Here is a 17,078-nt window from a genome sequence, read left to right on the forward strand (position 1 = left end):
ATTCACCAACGCGCAGTATAACGCATTGGTTCTAGGTTACTGATTGTTCTGGCGACCGAGGAAACGCGGAATGTTAAGGCCGCTACCGCCTTCATCCTCGTCGTCGTCTTCATCCTCGTCCTGGCTGGAGCTCGATCCGCGCGAGAGATTGGCCATGCGTTCGAACAGCGTACTGCCCTGGGTCGAGCCTCCGCCTGCAGGCGGACCGCCACCGCCGGTGCCGCCCCCGGCAGTTCCATCCCCGGAAGCCCCGCCACCGGAAGCGCCACTTACGCCACCTGTGCCTTCGCCGCCGGTTTCGTTCTGGCCGGAAAACAGGGGCCTGCGCGCCGGCTTCTGCGAAAGCGGGCTTCCCCGGTCGGCATATTGATCGCTTCCCAGTTCAAGCGCATCGTCGTCGGCTTCATCCGACAGGTCGAGTGGGGGCGAAGCATGGCGCTCGCCCTCGTCGCTCCAGCCCTCGTCTTCGCCGACACCGTGGGCATAGCCCTTGTCGTCAGCAGGCGGGGGCACACCGGCATCGCCCTCGTCATCGAAGCGCTCAGTGTCGTCATTGCGCATACCGGCCAGAGGATCGACGATGCCATCGACATCGTCATAGTCGTCCTCATCCGCATCATAACCATAATCGCCGCCCTCGGCAGGAGAAAGACCTGCCGGTTTCACCAGTGGTCCTTCATCGTCGTGGCTATCATCGTATTTCGCCTCGACCGGCTCGGCGGCTGGCTGCTGATAGGTGGAGGCCGGTTCCGGTGTAGGTTCGGGGTCGGCCGACAGCCCCTCGTTCAGTTCGAAAGGCTCTTCTTCGGGGGTGCTTTCCTGCAGGTCGAGCACCGGACGCTGAGGAGCGCGCTGCGGCGACATGCTGAAGCTACGTTGCTGCGTGGGCGCAACCGACCCATCATTCTCGATACCCGTGGCGACTACGGATACGCGGATCTTCCCATCGAGATCCGGATTGAAAGCGCTGCCCCAGATGATGTTGGCATCGTCATCGACCAGTTCGCGGATGTGATTGGCCGCCTCGTCGACTTCGAGGAGCTTCATGTCCTCGCCGCCGATGATCGAGATAATCACGCCCTTGGCACCCGCCATGGACACACCGTCGAGGAGCGGATTGGCGATCGCACGCTCGGCTGCTTCGAGAGCGCGATTATCGCCCTCGCCCGTTCCGGTACCCATCATCGCCTTGCCCATTTCGCTCATCACGCTGCGCACGTCGGCGAAGTCGAGGTTGATGAGGCCCGGCATGACCATGAGATCGGTGATCGAGCGAACGCCCTGCTGCAGCACCTCGTCGGCCAGCGCGAAGGCTTCTTTGAAGGTAGTGTCCGCCTTGGCGACCAGGAACAGGTTCTGGTTGGGAATGACGATCAGCGTATCGACATGCTTCTGCAGCTCGTCGATTCCCGCTTCGGCAGCACGCATACGGCGCGTGCCCTCGAACAGGAAGGGCTTGGTGACGACACCTACCGTCAATACGCCCTTGCGGCGCGCGGCTTCCGCGATGACCGGCGCAGCGCCCGTGCCCGTGCCGCCGCCCATGCCGGCCGCGATGAAACACATGTTCACGCCTTCGAGCGCATCCTCGATGTCCTCGACCGTTTCTTCGGCGGCAGCCTTGCCCACTTCGGGACGGGCGCCAGCGCCGAGGCCGCCGGTAATGTCGGGACCGAGCTGGATACGCTTTTCAGCGGGAGAAGTTGTGAGGGCCTGCGCATCGGTATTGGCGACGATGAAATCGACGCCTTCGATTTCGGAATCGATCATGTTGGCAATGGCGTTGCCGCCCGCCCCGCCGACACCGACCACCATGATCTTGGGGCGCATGTCGTCGCTGGAGGCGGGTCCGATATTGATGCTCATCAGGTGTTCCCTCGGGAGAAAAATTGGGCCGAAGCCGTATCGCCCTCGCTTTTGGCACAAAGCGAATCACGCATGCAAAGGTTAAATGGCGTTATCCACTGCAAGACGCGCCGAATTTCGGCTGGTTTTGCAGACATATCAGAAATATTCCCGGACAGCCTGGACGACACGGTTCACGAGCCCCAGTCCGGAGTATCGCCTGGTCGGCTGATAGCTCGGTCCGATCGAGCGAATGTCGACCGGATCTTCGGATGCATAGAGGCATAGTCCCGCCAGCGTGGCGAAACCGGGCGTGGCATGTGCTTCAGGTAGTCCGCGCAGCGCTGGCGGCTTGCCGCGGCGCACGGGAAGGCCCAGCGCTCCCTGCATGAATTCCGCAATGCCATGCAATTCGGCACCGCCCCCGGTAAGTACCACCTGGCCGGCGTTCGCACCGGAAAACCCGAGCCCCTTCAATCCCTTGCCTATTTCTGTAGTCATGGTCCCCAACCGGTCGGTGACGACCGAGACGAGTTCCGCGCGCGCAACTCTGTTCTGTTCATCCGCTCCCCGCGCCGGTCGTCCGCCCGTATCTTCTCCCGGGCCGTTGACAGGGATCATCTCGCGGTGATCGCTGGGCGTGGCTATGGCCGAACCCGAAACGCACTTCAGTCGCTCCGCCTGACCGCGCCGGATGCCGAGCGAGCTGGCAATCGCATCCGTGATGTCGTTCGAGCCGACCGGGATGGAGCGAAGGCCGAGCAACATGCCGCCTGCGTGGACAGAAACGTTGGTGACCTGCGCCCCGATCTCGACCAGCGCCACGCCAAGATCGCGTTCTTCGTTCGACAGGCAGGCATAGGCGGCGGCAAGTGGACTGGCGACGACGCCTTCGACGTCCAGATGGGCGCTCTGCACCGCCTCGATCAGGTTTCGTACCGGCGCACCCTCGGCCAGCGTCACATGGATATCGACACCCAGCGATTCTGCATGCAAGCCAATGGGATTGGCGACGCCATGCGCCCCGTCGAGCGTGTAATGGGCAGGCTGGGCATGCAGCACCATTCGCCCGTCGGGCTGAATGTGGTCGCGCGCCGCGAAAAGGAGGTGCTCGACGTCATCCTCGTCGATCCGCCGCCCGCCGATGGCGATTTCGACGCTGACGATCTTGCTGGAAAGCCCCGCCCCCGCGCAGCCGATCCATACGCCGGAAACGCTGGTGTTGGCATTGGCCTCGGCCGTCTCGACGGCGGCCCGGATAGCATGGGTCGCTGCCTCCATGTCGGTGACATAACCACGCTTGATGCCCTCGCTCTTGCGGTGCGAGGAACCCAGCACGATCATCTCGCCATCCTCGCCCTGCCCCATGACCATGGCGGAAATGCGGAACGAACCGATATTCACCGCGGCCTGGACGCGGGTGATGCGCGGCAGCGGCAAATGGGGAGAGGTTGCCATTATTCCGCGCTCACCCCGGCAGACATACCGCGCGGACAGGGGCCATCGGCGCAGCGCAGATAGGCACGGTCGGGCACACGCATGTCGATGGCTATGGCCTTGCCGCCGATCAACCTGTTTCGCCCATCCATCTCGGCGAATTTGACCAGCGCGGCCGGACCCTTGTCGCCTTCCGGTAAGGCAAGCATCTGGTCGGTCTTGAAGGTCAGGTTCCAGCGGCGATTGCCGATCCATTCGGCTGCCGCGATCTGCGGCTTGAGCGCAGGCGCTGCATCTAGGAGGCGGCCCAGTTCGGCGACTTGTTTCTGCGCGCCCGGACCGGAAATCAGGAGCATGTCCTTGGCCATTTCGCGGGAAACCGGTTCAAGTTCATGCCCGGTCTCATCGACGAGGATCAGCCGGTCGGGCTTCTCGACGACGGCGTGCGGCTCTCGCTCAACGATATCAATCCGAAGCAAGTCGGGAAGCTGCCGTGACACTCGCGCATCCTTCACCCACGACAGGTCGAGCAGCCGCTCGCGAATTTCCTCGACCTCCACCAGCGGCATAGGCCGGTCCTGCTCGCCCAGTACGCGTTCGTAAATAATCTGCTTGTTAAGCCGCTCGACGCCGGTCACGCGCACTCGCTTCACTTCGAAACCTGCGCGGCTGGCGGATTTGGCCAGCTCCATCTTCATCATTTCGGGCACGCCGGCGTAGCTCGCCACGCTCCAGGCGAAGATCATACCGATCGCCAGGAGGATGACGAGAAAGAACTTGTGCCACTGCTCCTCGGTAAAGGGCAGCGCCGTCATGGCCCGGTCGAGCAGACCCGAGGTGTGGCGCTTGGCGGCCCGCGCCTTCTGGTTGCGGCTGCGCGCCGCGGCAGACCGGCGGACGCCGGTGGGCTTGCGGTTGACCTTAGCCATCGCTTCCCCTGCCTTCATGATGGCGCAATGCCGCCGCAATGATCGTTTCGACCAGTTCGCCGTATTCGATGCCGATGTGCCGCGCCTGTTCGGGCACGAGGCTGAGCGGGGTCATACCCGGCTGGGTGTTGGTTTCCAGCACGAAGAGCCCGTCCTCGCCCTGCTCTTCGTCCCAGCGGAAATCGGTGCGGCTGGTGCCGCGGCAGCCGAGCACCTTATGCGCCTTGAGAGCGATTTCGAGACACAGATCGCGGATATGGTCGGGAATGTCCGCCGGGCAGATATGATCGGTCATGCCGTCGGTATATTTGGCATCGAAATCGTAGAAGCCGCTCTTGGGCTTGAGTTCGGTGACTGCGAGCGCGCGTGAACCTTCGGGGAAATCGACTACCGCAGCGGTCATCTCACGGCCCTTGATATAGGGTTCGGCCAGCAGTTCGGCAAAATCCTGCCAGGGGCCCTTGGCATCGCGCGCGATCGGGTTGCCGTAATTCCCCTCGTCAGTGACGATGGCTACGCCGACGGAGCTGCCCTCGTTGACCGGCTTCAGCACATATGGCCGCGCGATCGGATCGCGTTCGAACAGGTCCGCGCTCTTCACGATCCGTCCGCCGGGCATGGGAATGCCATGCGGCACCAGCGCCTGCTTGGTCAGCTGCTTGTCGATAGCGATCACCGAAGTCGCGAGACCCGAATGGGTATAGGGCACGCCCATCAGGTCCATCATTCCCTGCACGCTGCCATCCTCGCCCGGCACACCGTGAAGTGCGTTGAACACGACATCGGGCGAAGCCTCTGCAATCCGCGCCGCGACCTGCCGGTCCATGTCGATCCGCGTAACCTTATGGCCGCGCTCTTCCAGTGCCTTTGCGACACCTTCGCCGGACATCAGGCTGACGGGCCGCTCATTGGCCCAGCCACCCATCAGGACGGCGACATGGAGTTTGGGGAGATCGGTCATTATTGTTCCTTACGGTCGCCCCACACGCTGGATTTCCCATTCGAGTTCGGTGCCCGAATTCGCATAGACGCGGCGCTTAACTTCCTCGCCCAGGCCTTCGATGTCGGCGCTGGTCGCATCCCCTGTATTGATCAGAAAGTTGGCGTGCTTTTCGCTTACCTGTGCACCGCCCATCTTCAGACCCCGGCACCCGGCCGCGTCAACCAGCTCCCAGGCCTTCTTGCCGGGAGGATTTTTGAAGGTCGAACCGCCAGTCTTCGTCCGCAGAGGCTGCGAATTCTCGCGTGCTTCGGCGATTTCGTCCATCTTCGCCCCGATCGCTTCGGGGTCGCCCGGCACGCCCTGAAAACGCGCGGAGACGACGACTGCACCCTTGGGCAGGGCAGAATGGCGATAGGAATATTGCAGGTCGGCGGCGGGCAGCGTGAGGCATTGCCCGCCGGGCATGACCACGGTGCAATCGATCAGCACATCGCTCACCTCACGGCCATAGGCGCCACCGTTCATTCTCACGAAGCCGCCGACCGTGCCGGGAATGCCGCGCATGAATTCGAGGCCCGCCACACCGCAATCACGCGCGGCGCTGGCAACGAGGATGCCATGTGCGCCGCCGCCGCATTCGACAATGCAGCTTTCATCATCGATGCTGACATCCGCGAACTGTTTGCCGAGCTTGATAACCACGCCCGGCACGCCGCCATCGCGCACGATCATGTTCGAGCCGAGGCCCAGTGCCATGATCGGCAAATCACCGCCCAGACGGCGGAGGAATTCCCTGAGATCGTCCATGTCGGCCGGTTCGAACAGCCAGTCGGCCTTCCCCCCGCTCTTGAACCAGACCAGCTTGGCCAGCGGCGCATCCGGTGTCAGCTTGCCCCGCAAGCCGTCGGTATCGATGGGCGCTTCGATCCCGCCGTCGACGGCGCAATCCGGAGCCATGCCGTCATCCCAGTTCCAGACGTCGTTCTCCTGATCCATTACACCCCGCGCTCCGCGGCGATCGCATCGGCAAGACCGGCAGCCCATTTGGTAATGTCGCCCGCGCCGAGGCAGACGATAAGGTCGCCTTCCTCGATATCGGCGGCGAGCTTTCTCGCAAGATCTTCGCGATCCTCTACCGTCATGGCGGAGCGGTGGCCACGCGATTTGAGGCCCTCGACAAGAGCAGCTGCATTCGCACCCTCGATCGGCTCTTCTCCCGCGGCATAGACCGGCGTGACATAGACCTGATCCGCCTCGTTGAACGCGCTCTGGAAGTCGTCCATCAGATCGTGAAGGCGCGTATAGCGGTGCGGCTGCATGACAGCGATCACGCGATTGCGCGCCGCCTCGCGCGCTGCGGACAGAACCGCGCGGATTTCGACCGGATGATGGCCGTAATCGTCGATGATCGTCGCCCCGGCCACGCTGCCGACATTGGTGAAGCGCCTACGCACTCCGCCGAAGCTGGAAAAGCCGTTGCAGATCACCTCGTCCGGGCAGCCCATCTCGATAGAGACGGCAATCGCGGCAAGCGCATTCTGGACATTGTGGCGACCCGGCATGGGCAGGCAGACATTCTCGATCCGCCGGTCTTCCTCCCCGCGCTGGCGCACGATCACATCGAAGCGGTTGCCGCCCTCGTGGGGCTGGACATTCACGCCGCAGATATCCGCCTGGAGGTTGAATCCATAGGTAATCACCCTGCGGTCGCGAACCTTGCCGATCACCGCTTGCACTTCGGGATGGTCGATGCACAGCACCGCCGCTCCGTAAAAGGGCACGTTGTGGATGAACTCGACGAAGGCATCCTTCACCCCGTCGAAATCGCCGTAATGGTCAAGATGTTCGGGATCGATATTGGTGACGACCGCTATCGTGCCGTCGAGCCGCAGAAAGCTGCCGTCGCTCTCGTCGGCCTCGACCACCATCCAGTCGCTATCGCCGAGTCGGGCGTTCGAACCATATTGTTCGATGATGCCGCCATTGATGACGGTGGGATCGATGCCGCCGCAGTCGAGCAGGCTGGCGATCATGCTGGTAGTGGTAGTCTTGCCGTGCGTTCCCGCCACTGCGATGGTGGATTTAAGGCGCATCAGTTCGGCGAGCATTTCTGCGCGGCGTACCACGGGAATACGGTTTTCCAGCGCATGCGCGACCTCGGGATTGGTGCGCTTGACGGCCGTGGAGGTGACGACCACCGCCGCGCCTTCGACGTTTTCCTTATCGTGACCGATTTTCACCGCGATGCCCTGCCCTCGCAGACGCTCGACGGTCGCGCTTTCGCTGATGTCCGAGCCTTGCACGGTGTAGCCGAGATTGTTCATCACCTCGGCGATGCCCGACATGCCGATGCCGCCGATCCCCACAAAGTGAATCGTGCCGATATCGGTTGGTACGCCCTTCATTCCGCGCTCTCCCGCTTCGCGCTCAGTTTCTTTGCTCCCTGGCCTGCGACCTGCCCCTGGGTAGCACCGCGGGCATTGTTTCCGCCCACGCGGATCACATCCATCATGTCCGCCCCGCCGAAACTTTCGACGAGGTCGGCAAGGTCTTCTACGGCCTTCGGACGGCCACAGTTCCATGCCGCATGGGCGGCGTTGGACAGACCCTGCGGATCGTCCGCCAGCACGCGGATCTGTTTGGCGAGCTCCTTGGCCTCGAACTTGTCCTGCCGGATCATCCGTGCACCACCGGCCTTGACCATCTCTCTTGTATTGGCAGCCTGGTGGTCGTCGGTTGCGATGGGCAGCGGGATGAGGATCGCAGGACGCCCTACCGCAGTCAGTTCGGCAATCGTCGAAGCACCCGCCCGGCCGATGAACAGATGCGCATCGGCCAGCCGCGTCGCCATATCCTCGAAATAGGTGGCGAGTTCTGCGGGAATGCCGTGATTGCGATAGCGCTCGCGCACCGCATCGAGATCTTCGGGGCGGCACTGCTGCGTGACTTGCAGCCGCTGCCGGATGGCGGGAGGAAGCATGGCGAGCCCGTCGGGCACCACTTCGGAGAGCACGCGGGCACCCTGGCTGCCGCCGGTCACCAGCACGCGCAGAAGCCCGTCTTCGCCATAGGGCGGGAAGGGTTCGTCCCGCAGGCTGAGCACCTGCGCGCGCACGGGATTGCCGACGAGATGCACCTTACCGCGATGTGCGGGCTTCAGTCGCTGCACGTCGGGATAGGCGGTGGCGATGGCCTGCACCCGGCTCGACAGCAGGCGGTTGACCCGGCCAAGTACCGCGTTCTGTTCGTGGACCACGGTGGGAATATCGGCAGAGGTCGAAGCGAGGATTGCGGGCAGCGAGGGATAGCCGCCGAAGCCGACCACCGCGCTGGGCTGGAAACTGTCGAACAGCCGCAGCGCCATCTTGCGCCCTTCGAGGACCGCCATCAGCCCCTTCACCCATTGCAGGGGGTTCTTGCCGAAACGGCCTGCGGGCAGGACATGGGCAGGCATGAAATCGGGCTTGCCGGGTATCTGCGCGCCCCGCTCGTCGGTGATCAGCGCCACATGATGGCCGCGGCGCTCCAGCTCTACAGCCAGCGCGAAGGCGGGCAGCAGGTGGCCTCCGGTCCCTCCGGCAGCCAGCACATAATGGCGATTGGAGGTGATCACTGGTGGATTTCGCGCGTCATGCGCGCCTCTTGCGTATTCATCGCGTCCCCCTGCCCGATGCCCAGCAGGTCGCCAAGTCCCCTCGTCGTGGTTTTGAGATAGGGATTGCGGCGCGTTACCGCGATCAGCAGGCCGACGCCAAGGCAAACCGCGATGGTGGACGAACCGCCATAGCTGACAAGTGGCAGCGTCATACCCTTGGAGGGGAAAAGCTGCAGGTTGACGAGGATGTTGATGAATGCCTGCCCGCCCAGCAGCGCGACGAGGCCAGTACCCGCCAGCAGCGCGAACAGGTCTTCCTCGTCGAACAGGCGCATCAGTACGCGCACGACGATCGCCAGATAGACCAGCACGATGAAGGCGCAGACGATAAGGCCGAACTCCTCGCCGATGACCGAAAAGATATAGTCGGTATGCGCTTCGGGCAGGCTCATCTTCCGCAGGCCGAGGCCATATCCCGCGCCGGTCCAGCCGCCCGCCAGCAAGGTGCGGCTGGCAAGGTCGACCTGATCGTAAGCCGTGCCGCCGCCGAAGAAGGCATCGATGCGGTGGCGCGCATTGTCATAGAGGAAATAGGTCGCGGTGAGCAGGAACAGTCCGCCGCCAATGACGATGCCCAGCCGCTTCATCGGCATGCCCGCCAGCAGGATCATGACCAGCCACACGCCCGCAAACAGCATGAATTCGCCGAAATTCGGCTGCATCATCAGCAGCGCGCCAATCAGGCCGGTAAGCCCCGTCACGATCCACAGCACAGGCAGGTTCGGATCGCGCATTCGCCACGAAAGGACCCAGGCGAGTGCGATGGCGAAGGCGGGCTTCAGAAATTCCGATGGCTGGAACTGCATGCCGATGGAAATCCAGCGCCGCGCACCGTTGATCTCCACCCCGATGAACGGGACGAGAAACAAGAGGCCGAGCATGCCCGCGCCAAGCATCACGCCGAAACGCCGCGCATTCTGGCGGCTGAGCAGGGAAGCGCCGAACATCACGCATAGCGCGATTACCTGCCACGCCAGGTGGCGGTAGAAGAAGTACAGCGGATCGAGTATCTCGCTGGAGGTAGAAAGCCGGTCCGCGCTCGCCGGGCTGGCGGCGGCAACGGCGATGGTGCCCAGCGTCATCAGCAGCAGCACGAGGCCCAGCAGCACGCGGTCGATCTCACGCCACCAGATCTTCAGCTGGCTCCAGCGGGAAAGCTTGCCGCCCGGGATATGCGCAGGCTTGCGTTTCGCGCCGGGAACGAAGGGCTGCGTGGCGGTCATTGCGCTTTTTCCCTTTGGGCCTCAACCAGTTCGCGGAAATGGTCACCACGCGCTTCGAAATCGCTATACTGGTCGAAGCTGGCGCAGGCGGGAGAGAGGAGCACGGTGTCGCCGCTGGCCGCGCGACTTGCGGCGCGAGCCACCGCGCGATCGAGCGTGCCGCATTGCTCCACCGGAACGCGACCGTCGAGCAGGGCAGCGAAGTCCGGCCCCGCCTTGCCGATGGTATAGGCAGCTTTGACGTGGGGCAGTTCGGCCTCGCATTCGCCCAGTCCGGGTTCCTTGGCCAGCCCGCCGAGGATCCAGTGAATGTTGTCGAACGCTGCCAGCGCGGGGGCGGAGGCGGCGGTGTTGGTTCCCTTGCTGTCATTGACGTAGGCGACGCCGGAAATTTCGGCGACGCGTTCCATGCGGTACGGGAGACCTCGGTAACTTTCGAGCCCGGCGCGTATGGCGTTACCCGAGAGGCCCAGAATGTCGCCAACCTCTATGGCCGCTGCCGCGTTCTCTAGATTGTGCGGCCCTTGCAGCGACGGCCATTTCGACTGTTCGCTAGGTGCGATGCCCCTGTTACCCAGGACATCCTCGAGGATACTGGCAATAGTGCCTTCGGCAAACTGGCCCAGTGCGCGCGCATCTGTGACACGGGCGATCGAATTATGACCGCGCGTCTGCATCGCCAGTAGGCGCGACTTGCTCGCAGCATATTTCGCGAAGTCGCCATCATATCTGTCGAGATGATCGGGCGTGATGTTGAGCAGTACCGCAACGTCGCAATCGAGCGAATAAGTCAGATCGATCTGGTAGCTCGACAGCTCCAGCACATAGACCCCGCCCTCCGGAAGCGGCTCCTGCTCGAGAATCGGCAGGCCGATATTGCCGCCCATGGTGGTCGGCACGCCCGCCTCTTTCAGGATGTGGTGAACCAGCGCGGTGGTGGTCGACTTGCCATTGGTGCCGGTAATCCCGACGACCTTATGCGGCGGCAGGTCGCCCCTCGCCTGCGCGAAGAGTTCGATATCGCCGATCACCGGTACGCCGAAATTGTCGGCATGGCGCTTTATCGGGTGGGTATTGAGTGGGACGCCGGGGCTGACGACCACGCCTGCATAGCCGGCAAGATCGGCCTCCAGCGGGTCAGCTACGGCGCAGCGTCCGGCAAAGGGCTCACGCGCTTCGGCGCGGTCGTCCCACACCAGCACGTCGGCTCCGGCAGCCAGCAGCGCCTCGACCGTCGCCCGGCCGGACCGCGCGAGGCCGAGCACCGCGTATTTCTTGTCCTTCCAGGCGGGCGAGGTGATCATCTGAGCTTGAGCGTTGCCAGCCCCAGGAGTGCGAGCACGATAGCGACGATCCAGAAGCGGATCACGATCTTGCTCTCCGACCAGCCGAGCTGCTCGAAATGGTGATGGATAGGAGCCATGCGGAAGACCCGCCGCCCCGTTCGCTTGAACCAGAAGACCTGAATGATCACCGACAGCGCCTCGAAGACGAACAGGCCGCCGACGATCGCCAGAACGATCTCGTGATGCGTTGCCACGGCGATAGCGCCCAGCGCGCCGCCGAGCGCCAAACTGCCGGTATCGCCCATGAAGACTGCGGCAGGCGGCGCGTTGAACCAAAGGAAGGCCAGCCCCGCACCCATGATCGCCGCGCAGAAGATCGCCAGCTCGCCCGCGCCCTCGACGTAAGGGATGCCGAGATAGCTCGAATAGTCCACACGGCCGACCAGATAGGCGATCACCGCAAAGGTGCCCGCCGCGATGATGACCGGCATGGTCGCCAGCCCGTCCAGCCCGTCGGTCAAATTGACCGCATTGCCCGCGCCCACGATCACCGTGGCGGCGAACACATAATAGAGCGGCCCCAGTTCGATCCCGAAGTCATTGACGAAGGGAACATAGACGAAGGTATTGATCTGGCTGACGATGATATAGCTGGCGATCCCCGCCACGCCGAATTCGAACAGTAGGCGGACCTTGCCCGAAACGCCCCGGTGACTGGCCTTCGAAACCTTGTCGTAATCGTCGAGGAACCCGATCAGGCCGAAGCCGCCGGTCACCGCGAGACAGGCCCAGATGAAAGGATTGCTGAGGTCCATCCACAGCATCAGCGAAATGAACAGGCTCACCAGGATCATGAGCCCGCCCATGGTGGGCGTGCCGACCTTGGCGAGATGGGTCTGGGGGCCGTCCTCGCGGATGGGCTGGCCCTTGCCCTGTCGCACGCGCAGCATGGCAATGAAGCGCGGCCCGATAACCAGGCCGATCAATAGCGCCGTCAGCAACGTCGCCCCCGCGCGCGCCGTCTGGTAGCGCACGAGGTTGAACAGCCCTTCGAAATTGAAATACTCGGCGAGGAGATACAGCATCGGCCTCGTCGGCTCCTAGGTAAAGTGGTCCACGAGCTTGCCCAGCCCGACCGAATTGGAGCCTTTGACCAGCACGGCGTCTCCGGCAATCAACCCGAATTCCTCCAGCCGCGCGATAGCCTCCTCGGCTGAATCGCAATGCTCCCACTCGAGCGGCTTGCCAAGCGAGTTGAAGGCGGGTTTCCCCAGTTCGCGGGCCAGTGCGCGCATCTCGTCGCCTACCAGCACCGCATAGTCGACATCGGCCGCGATCAGCGGTTCGGAGAGGGCCCCGTGGAACCCATCGGTAAAGTCGCCGAGTTCCTTCATCGATCCGAGCACGACGATCCGGCGAGCCGAAGGTGTCTGGCCGAGCTGCGCCAAGGTGGCGCGCATGCTGGCGGGATTGGCATTGTAGCTTTCGTCGATCAGCAGCGCCTTGCCGCCGGGCACATCGATGCCGTGGCGTGCCCCGCGCCCCTTGAGCCCGCCCATCTCGGCAAGTGCGAGTCCGGCAGCGGCCATGTCGCCGCCCGCCGCGCGCACCGCCGCCATGACTGCAAGCGAGTTGATCACCCAGTGATCGCCCGGCTCGGCCACAGTGTAGCACAGCCGGCCCGTATCGAATTCGCAGGTGACGAGACTTCCGCCGTTCGCGCTCGGAATTGCATCGAGCAGGCGCATATCCGCATTGGGCGAACGCCCGAAGCTGACAACCTTGGCCCCCACTCGCAATGCGGCGAGACGGAGACGCTCGGTATGTTCGCTGTCCGCAGGGATCACCGCGATCCCGCCCGGCTCGAGACCGGCGAAGATTTCCGCCTTGGCCTCGGCAATGGCCTCCATCGATCCGAGGTTCTCGATATGTGCGGGCGCGATGGTAGTGATGACCGCGACATGCGGGCGGACCTGTGTGGTCAACCCCTCGATCTCGCCGGCGTGGTTCATGCCCATTTCGAAGATGCCGAAACGGCTGCGCGCTGGCATGCGCGCGAGGCTGAGCGGCACGCCGACATGGTTGTTGTAGCTCCGCGTCGAACGGTGCGCAGCGCCGCGACTGGCGCGTTCGAGCGATGCGAAAATGGCTTCCTTGACGCCGGTCTTGCCGACCGAACCGGTGACGCCGATGATCTTCGCTTCGGTCCGGTCGCGGGCGGCGCGGGCAAGCGCCTTCAGCGCATCGGTCGTGTTCTCTACAAGGATATGCGGATAGTCGACCGGGCGGTCGACTATCGCCGCGGTGGCGCCATTTGCGAAAGCCTTGTCGAGGAAGCGGTGTCCGTCCATCGCCTCGCCTTTCAGCGCAACGAAGAGATCGCCACCCACCACGTCACGGCTGTCCATCTCGACCCCGGCGACCTGGAAATCGCAACTGGCGGTGCCGTTCACCGCCTCGGCGATGGACTTTGCGTCCCACAGCGTCAGGGGCAGGCGATCGCGCGGATCGGCAGGCCATTCCATATAGGCCGGGTGGCGCAGGATGGCGGCGCTCATGCGGTACCGCCATTGCCGGCTTTGGCAATCAGCGCCGCGCATTCGCGTGCGACTTCCACGTCGTCGAAGGGATGGACCCGCATGTTTTCTCCCGATCCGATGATCTGACCCGTTTCATGGCCCTTGCCCGCGATCAGAACGATGTCGTCCTTGCCCGCTTCGGCAATGGCTGCATGGATGGCTTCGCGACGCCCGGCCACTTCGCGCGCTTGAGGCGCGCCTTCAAGCACCTGGCGGCGGATTTCCGCAGGTTCTTCGCCGCGCGGATTGTCGTCCGTCACGATAACGACATCGCTGGCCTTGGCCGCAGCTTCGCCCATTGGCGCGCGCTTGCCGTGGTCGCGGTCGCCGCCTGCGCCGAATACGGTGATAAGTCGGCCCTGAACATGCGGATGAAGCGCTTGAATCGCAGCTTCCAAGGCGTCCGATGTATGGGCATAGTCGACGTAAACGGGCGCGCCGCTGGGCGCGATGACCGCACGTTCGAGGCGTCCGCGCACCGGCTGGAGCCGCGCTACTGCATCCCAGACCTTGCTCGTATCGATACCGCTAGCAAGCGCCAAACCCGCGGAAATCAACGCATTCGAGACCTGGTAGGCACCAATCAGAGGTAGGTTGATGGTCCTTTCGGCGCCCTCGTGCTGCACCGTTAGCGATTGCCCAAGCTGGGTCGGTTCGCGGCGTGTGAGCCGGATATCCTCGCCCTGCTCGCCCACCGTCATGATCCTGAGCCCGCGCTTCTCAGCATGCTCGACAACGCGCCTGTTCCAACCGCTGTCGCCTGCGCCCATCCACACAACCGCCGTCGCATTTTCCGAGACCACCTCGTCGAAAAGCCGCATCTTGGCCGCGAAATAGTCTTCCATGTCGGCATGGTAATCGAGGTGATCGCGGCTGAAATTGGTGAATCCGGCGGCTTCGACCGGAATGCCTTCATTGCGAAATTGCGAAAGGCCGTGGCTAGACGCCTCATAGGCGACATGGGTAACGCCTTCGCGCGCCAGACCGCTCATATTCGAAAGGAAAGTGACGATATCGGGCGTCGTCAGCCCGGTCGAAACGCTTTCGTCGGGCGTGGTGACGCCAAGCGTGCCGATGCTCGCCGCGCGTTCGCCCGACATACGCCATATCTGACGGGTCATCTCGACGCAGGATGTTTTGCCGTTGGTTCCGGTAACCGCAACAATGTGCTCGGGCACGGGCGTAAAATACTGCGCCGCCATTTCGGCGAAGCACTTGCGCGGGTTGTCGCTGACGATGTGGATGGCGCCTTCGACGGCCGCTTCCGGCCGCGCTACAACGGCGACGGCTCCTGCGCCGATTGCCGCGGGAATGAAATCCTCGCCATTTGCCTGCATGCCCTGAAAAGCGCCGAACACGGTACCGGGCGCGACCTTGCGATTGTCGATAGCGAAGCCGGTAACGGTTATATCTCCGGCATTGCGGCAATCGATCCCGGCATTGGCGCAAATCTTACTCAGCTTCATTCCGCGCCTCCGGGATCAGCGGGGTGATGGCGGAGATATCGATATCACGCGTGTCGTCAGGGCGCACGCCGATCAAAGGGCCGATACGCGGAACGAGACGGCCGACAATGGGTGCGGCATTCCAGGCGGCAGTCCGCTGGTAGGAGCTGGCAAGCGTCCCCTTGGGCTCATCGAGCATGGCGATAATGACATAGCGTGGGCGGTCCATCGGGAAGGCGGCGGCAAAAGTCGAAACCAGCGCGGTGCGGCGATATCCGCCTTTTCCGCCCGGCTTTTCGGCCGAGCCGGTCTTGCCGCCGACGCGGTAACCCGGGGCATCTGCATTGCGGCCCGTACCGTACACTGCAATTGCCCGCATCATCTGGCGCATCCGGCTGGAGGTCGAAGCCTTGAACACGCGGCGACCCTTGGGAGCCTGGCCCGGACCGAGCTTCTTCAGCGTGGCAGGGCGGTAAACGCCCCCGTTGACCATGGTGGCATAGGCGCTGGCGAGATGCAGTGGGGTAACCGCGATGCCGTGACCGAAACCGACCGTCATATTGGTCAGACGCGCCCATTTGTCGCCCGGCCACAACGGGAAGCCTTTGGCGGGTAATTCGATTTCGGGCCTCCTGTTCATGCCGAGATCTATCATGTACTGGCGCAGCCGTTCAGGTCCCAACTCGTCGGCAATCCGCGCGCTGGTGGTATTCGAGGAGTGTATCAGCGTCTCGACTGTATTGAGCGTCGGTCCCATTGCGTGGCTGTCACGGATGGTGAATCGGCCAGCTTTGACCGGCGAGGCGTCGAACCGCCGCCCAAGATCGCGAATGACCCCCGCGTCGATAGCCGCCGCCACCGTCAATGGCTTGAAAGTAGAGCCCAGTTCGTAGACCTGGTTCGTCACCCGGTTGAACATCAGCTTCTGCCCCTCGGCATCGATCTTGTTGGGATCGAATTCGGGCAGAGAGGCAAGTGCAAGCACTTCGCCCGTATCCACATCGAGGACGATACCCGCACCGCCCTGCGCCTGCGTTAACTTCATGCCGCGCCGCAGTTCGTCTTCGAGCGCGCCCTGCACTCGTACATCGACCGAAAGCGCGACCGGCGTGCCGCGAGTCAACGGGTTCGACAGATGCTCATCGAAGACTTGCTCCATACCCACCCGGCCCCTGCCGTCCGCAGCGACATAGCCGAGGACATGGGCCGCCATCTGCCCTTGCGGATAGTGGCGGTCCTCTTCCATCGGCATTTCAAGGGCGAGTTCGCCGATGTCCTGCACCCGATTTGCCTCTTCGGGTAGGAGACGGCGGCGGATGTATCCCGCCTTGCCGCTGGTAAGTTGTGCCGCGACAGCTTTCTCGTCGAGGTCAGGGAAAATGGCTTTCAACTGCGCGGCGACTTCTGCCGGTTTGGCCACGAGCGGGGCCTCATCCTCACCCAGAGCTTCCGGATTGAACCACAACGCATAGGCCGGGAAAGCGCGCGCCATCGGTACGCCGTTGCGATCGACGATCTCACCGCGATCGGGGAGCAGCGCCGCTTCGAGCGAAGTTGCGCGTGCGCCTTCACCGCCCGCGCCGAGATAGACGATACGGCTCAGCGCCATCACTGCGAGAAGCGCAAAAGCCAAAGCAATCCACAGAACCCTCCAGCGGGCAAGGTCGAGCGATCTCTGGCGAATGCTGACGAGTTGCACCCGCCCGCTCGCCATTGCCATGCTTACCGCCCCCGGT

13 protein-coding genes are annotated in these 17,078 nt (G+C 63.3%); all 13 read right to left on the reverse strand.

All coding sequences use genetic code 11. The features are described 5' to 3' along the window. Window positions 1-36: 36 nt before the first annotated feature. A complete protein-coding gene (ftsZ, locus tag AC13CE_RS03465; protein WP_482971491.1) occupies window positions 37-1,866 on the reverse strand; it encodes a cell division protein FtsZ in 1,830 nt (609 codons plus the stop codon). Between the two features lie 138 nt (window positions 1,867-2,004). Further along, window positions 2,005-3,303, reverse strand: a complete 1,299-nt coding sequence (ftsA, locus tag AC13CE_RS03470; protein WP_482971492.1) for a cell division protein FtsA — start codon at window positions 3,301-3,303, stop codon at window positions 2,005-2,007. Beyond that, window positions 3,303-4,229 carry a cell division protein FtsQ/DivIB gene (locus AC13CE_RS03475; protein ID WP_482971493.1) on the reverse strand — a complete coding sequence of 309 codons (927 nt, stop codon included), beginning with the start codon at window positions 4,227-4,229 and terminating at the stop codon, window positions 3,303-3,305. Before AC13CE_RS03475 ends, ftsA begins: the two co-directional genes overlap by 1 nt. Continuing rightward, on the reverse strand, window positions 4,204-5,172 hold the full coding sequence (locus AC13CE_RS03480; RefSeq protein WP_221537635.1) for a D-alanine--D-alanine ligase: 969 nt from the start codon (window positions 5,170-5,172) through the stop codon (window positions 4,204-4,206). The genes AC13CE_RS03475 and AC13CE_RS03480 overlap by 26 nt, the downstream gene beginning before the upstream one ends. Before the next feature lie 9 nt (window positions 5,173-5,181). Continuing rightward, a complete protein-coding gene (murB, locus tag AC13CE_RS03485; RefSeq protein ID WP_482971542.1) occupies window positions 5,182-6,111 on the reverse strand; it encodes a UDP-N-acetylmuramate dehydrogenase in 930 nt (309 codons plus the stop codon). Between the two features lie 38 nt (window positions 6,112-6,149). Beyond that, window positions 6,150-7,559 (reverse strand): UDP-N-acetylmuramate--L-alanine ligase, encoded by a 1,410-nt coding sequence (murC, locus tag AC13CE_RS03490; RefSeq protein ID WP_482971494.1) that lies wholly within the window; start codon window positions 7,557-7,559, stop codon window positions 6,150-6,152. Further along, entirely contained in the window at window positions 7,556-8,767 is a 1,212-nt protein-coding gene (murG, locus tag AC13CE_RS03495) for an undecaprenyldiphospho-muramoylpentapeptide beta-N-acetylglucosaminyltransferase (RefSeq protein WP_482971495.1), read from the reverse strand. The genes murC and murG overlap by 4 nt, the downstream gene beginning before the upstream one ends. Further along, on the reverse strand, window positions 8,764-10,032 hold the full coding sequence (locus tag AC13CE_RS03500) for an FtsW/RodA/SpoVE family cell cycle protein (protein WP_482971496.1): 1,269 nt from the start codon (window positions 10,030-10,032) through the stop codon (window positions 8,764-8,766). Before AC13CE_RS03500 ends, murG begins: the two co-directional genes overlap by 4 nt. Next, a complete protein-coding gene (murD, locus tag AC13CE_RS03505; protein ID WP_482971497.1) occupies window positions 10,029-11,336 on the reverse strand; it encodes a UDP-N-acetylmuramoyl-L-alanine--D-glutamate ligase in 1,308 nt (435 codons plus the stop codon). Before murD ends, AC13CE_RS03500 begins: the two co-directional genes overlap by 4 nt. Then, window positions 11,333-12,403, reverse strand: a complete 1,071-nt coding sequence (gene mraY, locus AC13CE_RS03510) for a phospho-N-acetylmuramoyl-pentapeptide-transferase (RefSeq protein WP_482971498.1) — start codon at window positions 12,401-12,403, stop codon at window positions 11,333-11,335. The genes murD and mraY overlap by 4 nt, the downstream gene beginning before the upstream one ends. A 15-nt stretch (window positions 12,404-12,418) precedes the next feature. After that, window positions 12,419-13,876 carry a UDP-N-acetylmuramoyl-tripeptide--D-alanyl-D-alanine ligase gene (locus tag AC13CE_RS03515; protein WP_482971499.1) on the reverse strand — a complete coding sequence of 486 codons (1,458 nt, stop codon included), beginning with the start codon at window positions 13,874-13,876 and terminating at the stop codon, window positions 12,419-12,421. Beyond that, on the reverse strand, window positions 13,873-15,363 hold the full coding sequence (locus AC13CE_RS03520; protein WP_482971500.1) for a UDP-N-acetylmuramoyl-L-alanyl-D-glutamate--2,6-diaminopimelate ligase: 1,491 nt from the start codon (window positions 15,361-15,363) through the stop codon (window positions 13,873-13,875). Before AC13CE_RS03520 ends, AC13CE_RS03515 begins: the two co-directional genes overlap by 4 nt. Continuing rightward, window positions 15,350-17,062 (reverse strand): peptidoglycan D,D-transpeptidase FtsI family protein, encoded by a 1,713-nt coding sequence (locus AC13CE_RS03525; protein ID WP_482971501.1) that lies wholly within the window; start codon window positions 17,060-17,062, stop codon window positions 15,350-15,352. The genes AC13CE_RS03520 and AC13CE_RS03525 overlap by 14 nt, the downstream gene beginning before the upstream one ends. Window positions 17,063-17,078: the final 16 nt, after the last annotated feature.

It is taken from the genome of Qipengyuania sp. B-5, from assembly GCF_056857815.1.

Bases quoted from the DNA above. Each gene is read 5' to 3' on its own strand.
- murB (WP_482971542.1), bottom strand. From the start codon at position 6,111: ATGGCTCCGGATTGCGCCGTCGACGGCGGGATCGAAGCGCCCATCGAT.
- ftsZ (WP_482971491.1), bottom strand. From the start codon at position 1,866: ATGAGCATCAATATCGGACCCGCCTCCAGCGACGACATGCGCCCCAAG.
- ftsA (WP_482971492.1), bottom strand. From the start codon at position 3,303: ATGGCAACCTCTCCCCATTTGCCGCTGCCGCGCATCACCCGCGTCCAG.
- AC13CE_RS03515 (WP_482971499.1), bottom strand. From the start codon at position 13,876: ATGAGCGCCGCCATCCTGCGCCACCCGGCCTATATGGAATGGCCTGCC.
- AC13CE_RS03520 (WP_482971500.1), bottom strand. From the start codon at position 15,363: ATGAAGCTGAGTAAGATTTGCGCCAATGCCGGGATCGATTGCCGCAAT.
- mraY (WP_482971498.1), bottom strand. From the start codon at position 12,403: ATGCTGTATCTCCTCGCCGAGTATTTCAATTTCGAAGGGCTGTTCAAC.
- AC13CE_RS03480 (WP_221537635.1), bottom strand. From the start codon at position 5,172: ATGACCGATCTCCCCAAACTCCATGTCGCCGTCCTGATGGGTGGCTGG.
- AC13CE_RS03475 (WP_482971493.1), bottom strand. From the start codon at position 4,229: ATGAAGGCAGGGGAAGCGATGGCTAAGGTCAACCGCAAGCCCACCGGC.
- murC (WP_482971494.1), bottom strand. From the start codon at position 7,559: ATGAAGGGCGTACCAACCGATATCGGCACGATTCACTTTGTGGGGATC.
- AC13CE_RS03500 (WP_482971496.1), bottom strand. From the start codon at position 10,032: ATGACCGCCACGCAGCCCTTCGTTCCCGGCGCGAAACGCAAGCCTGCG.
- AC13CE_RS03525 (WP_482971501.1), bottom strand. From the start codon at position 17,062: ATGGCAATGGCGAGCGGGCGGGTGCAACTCGTCAGCATTCGCCAGAGA.
- murD (WP_482971497.1), bottom strand. From the start codon at position 11,336: ATGATCACCTCGCCCGCCTGGAAGGACAAGAAATACGCGGTGCTCGGC.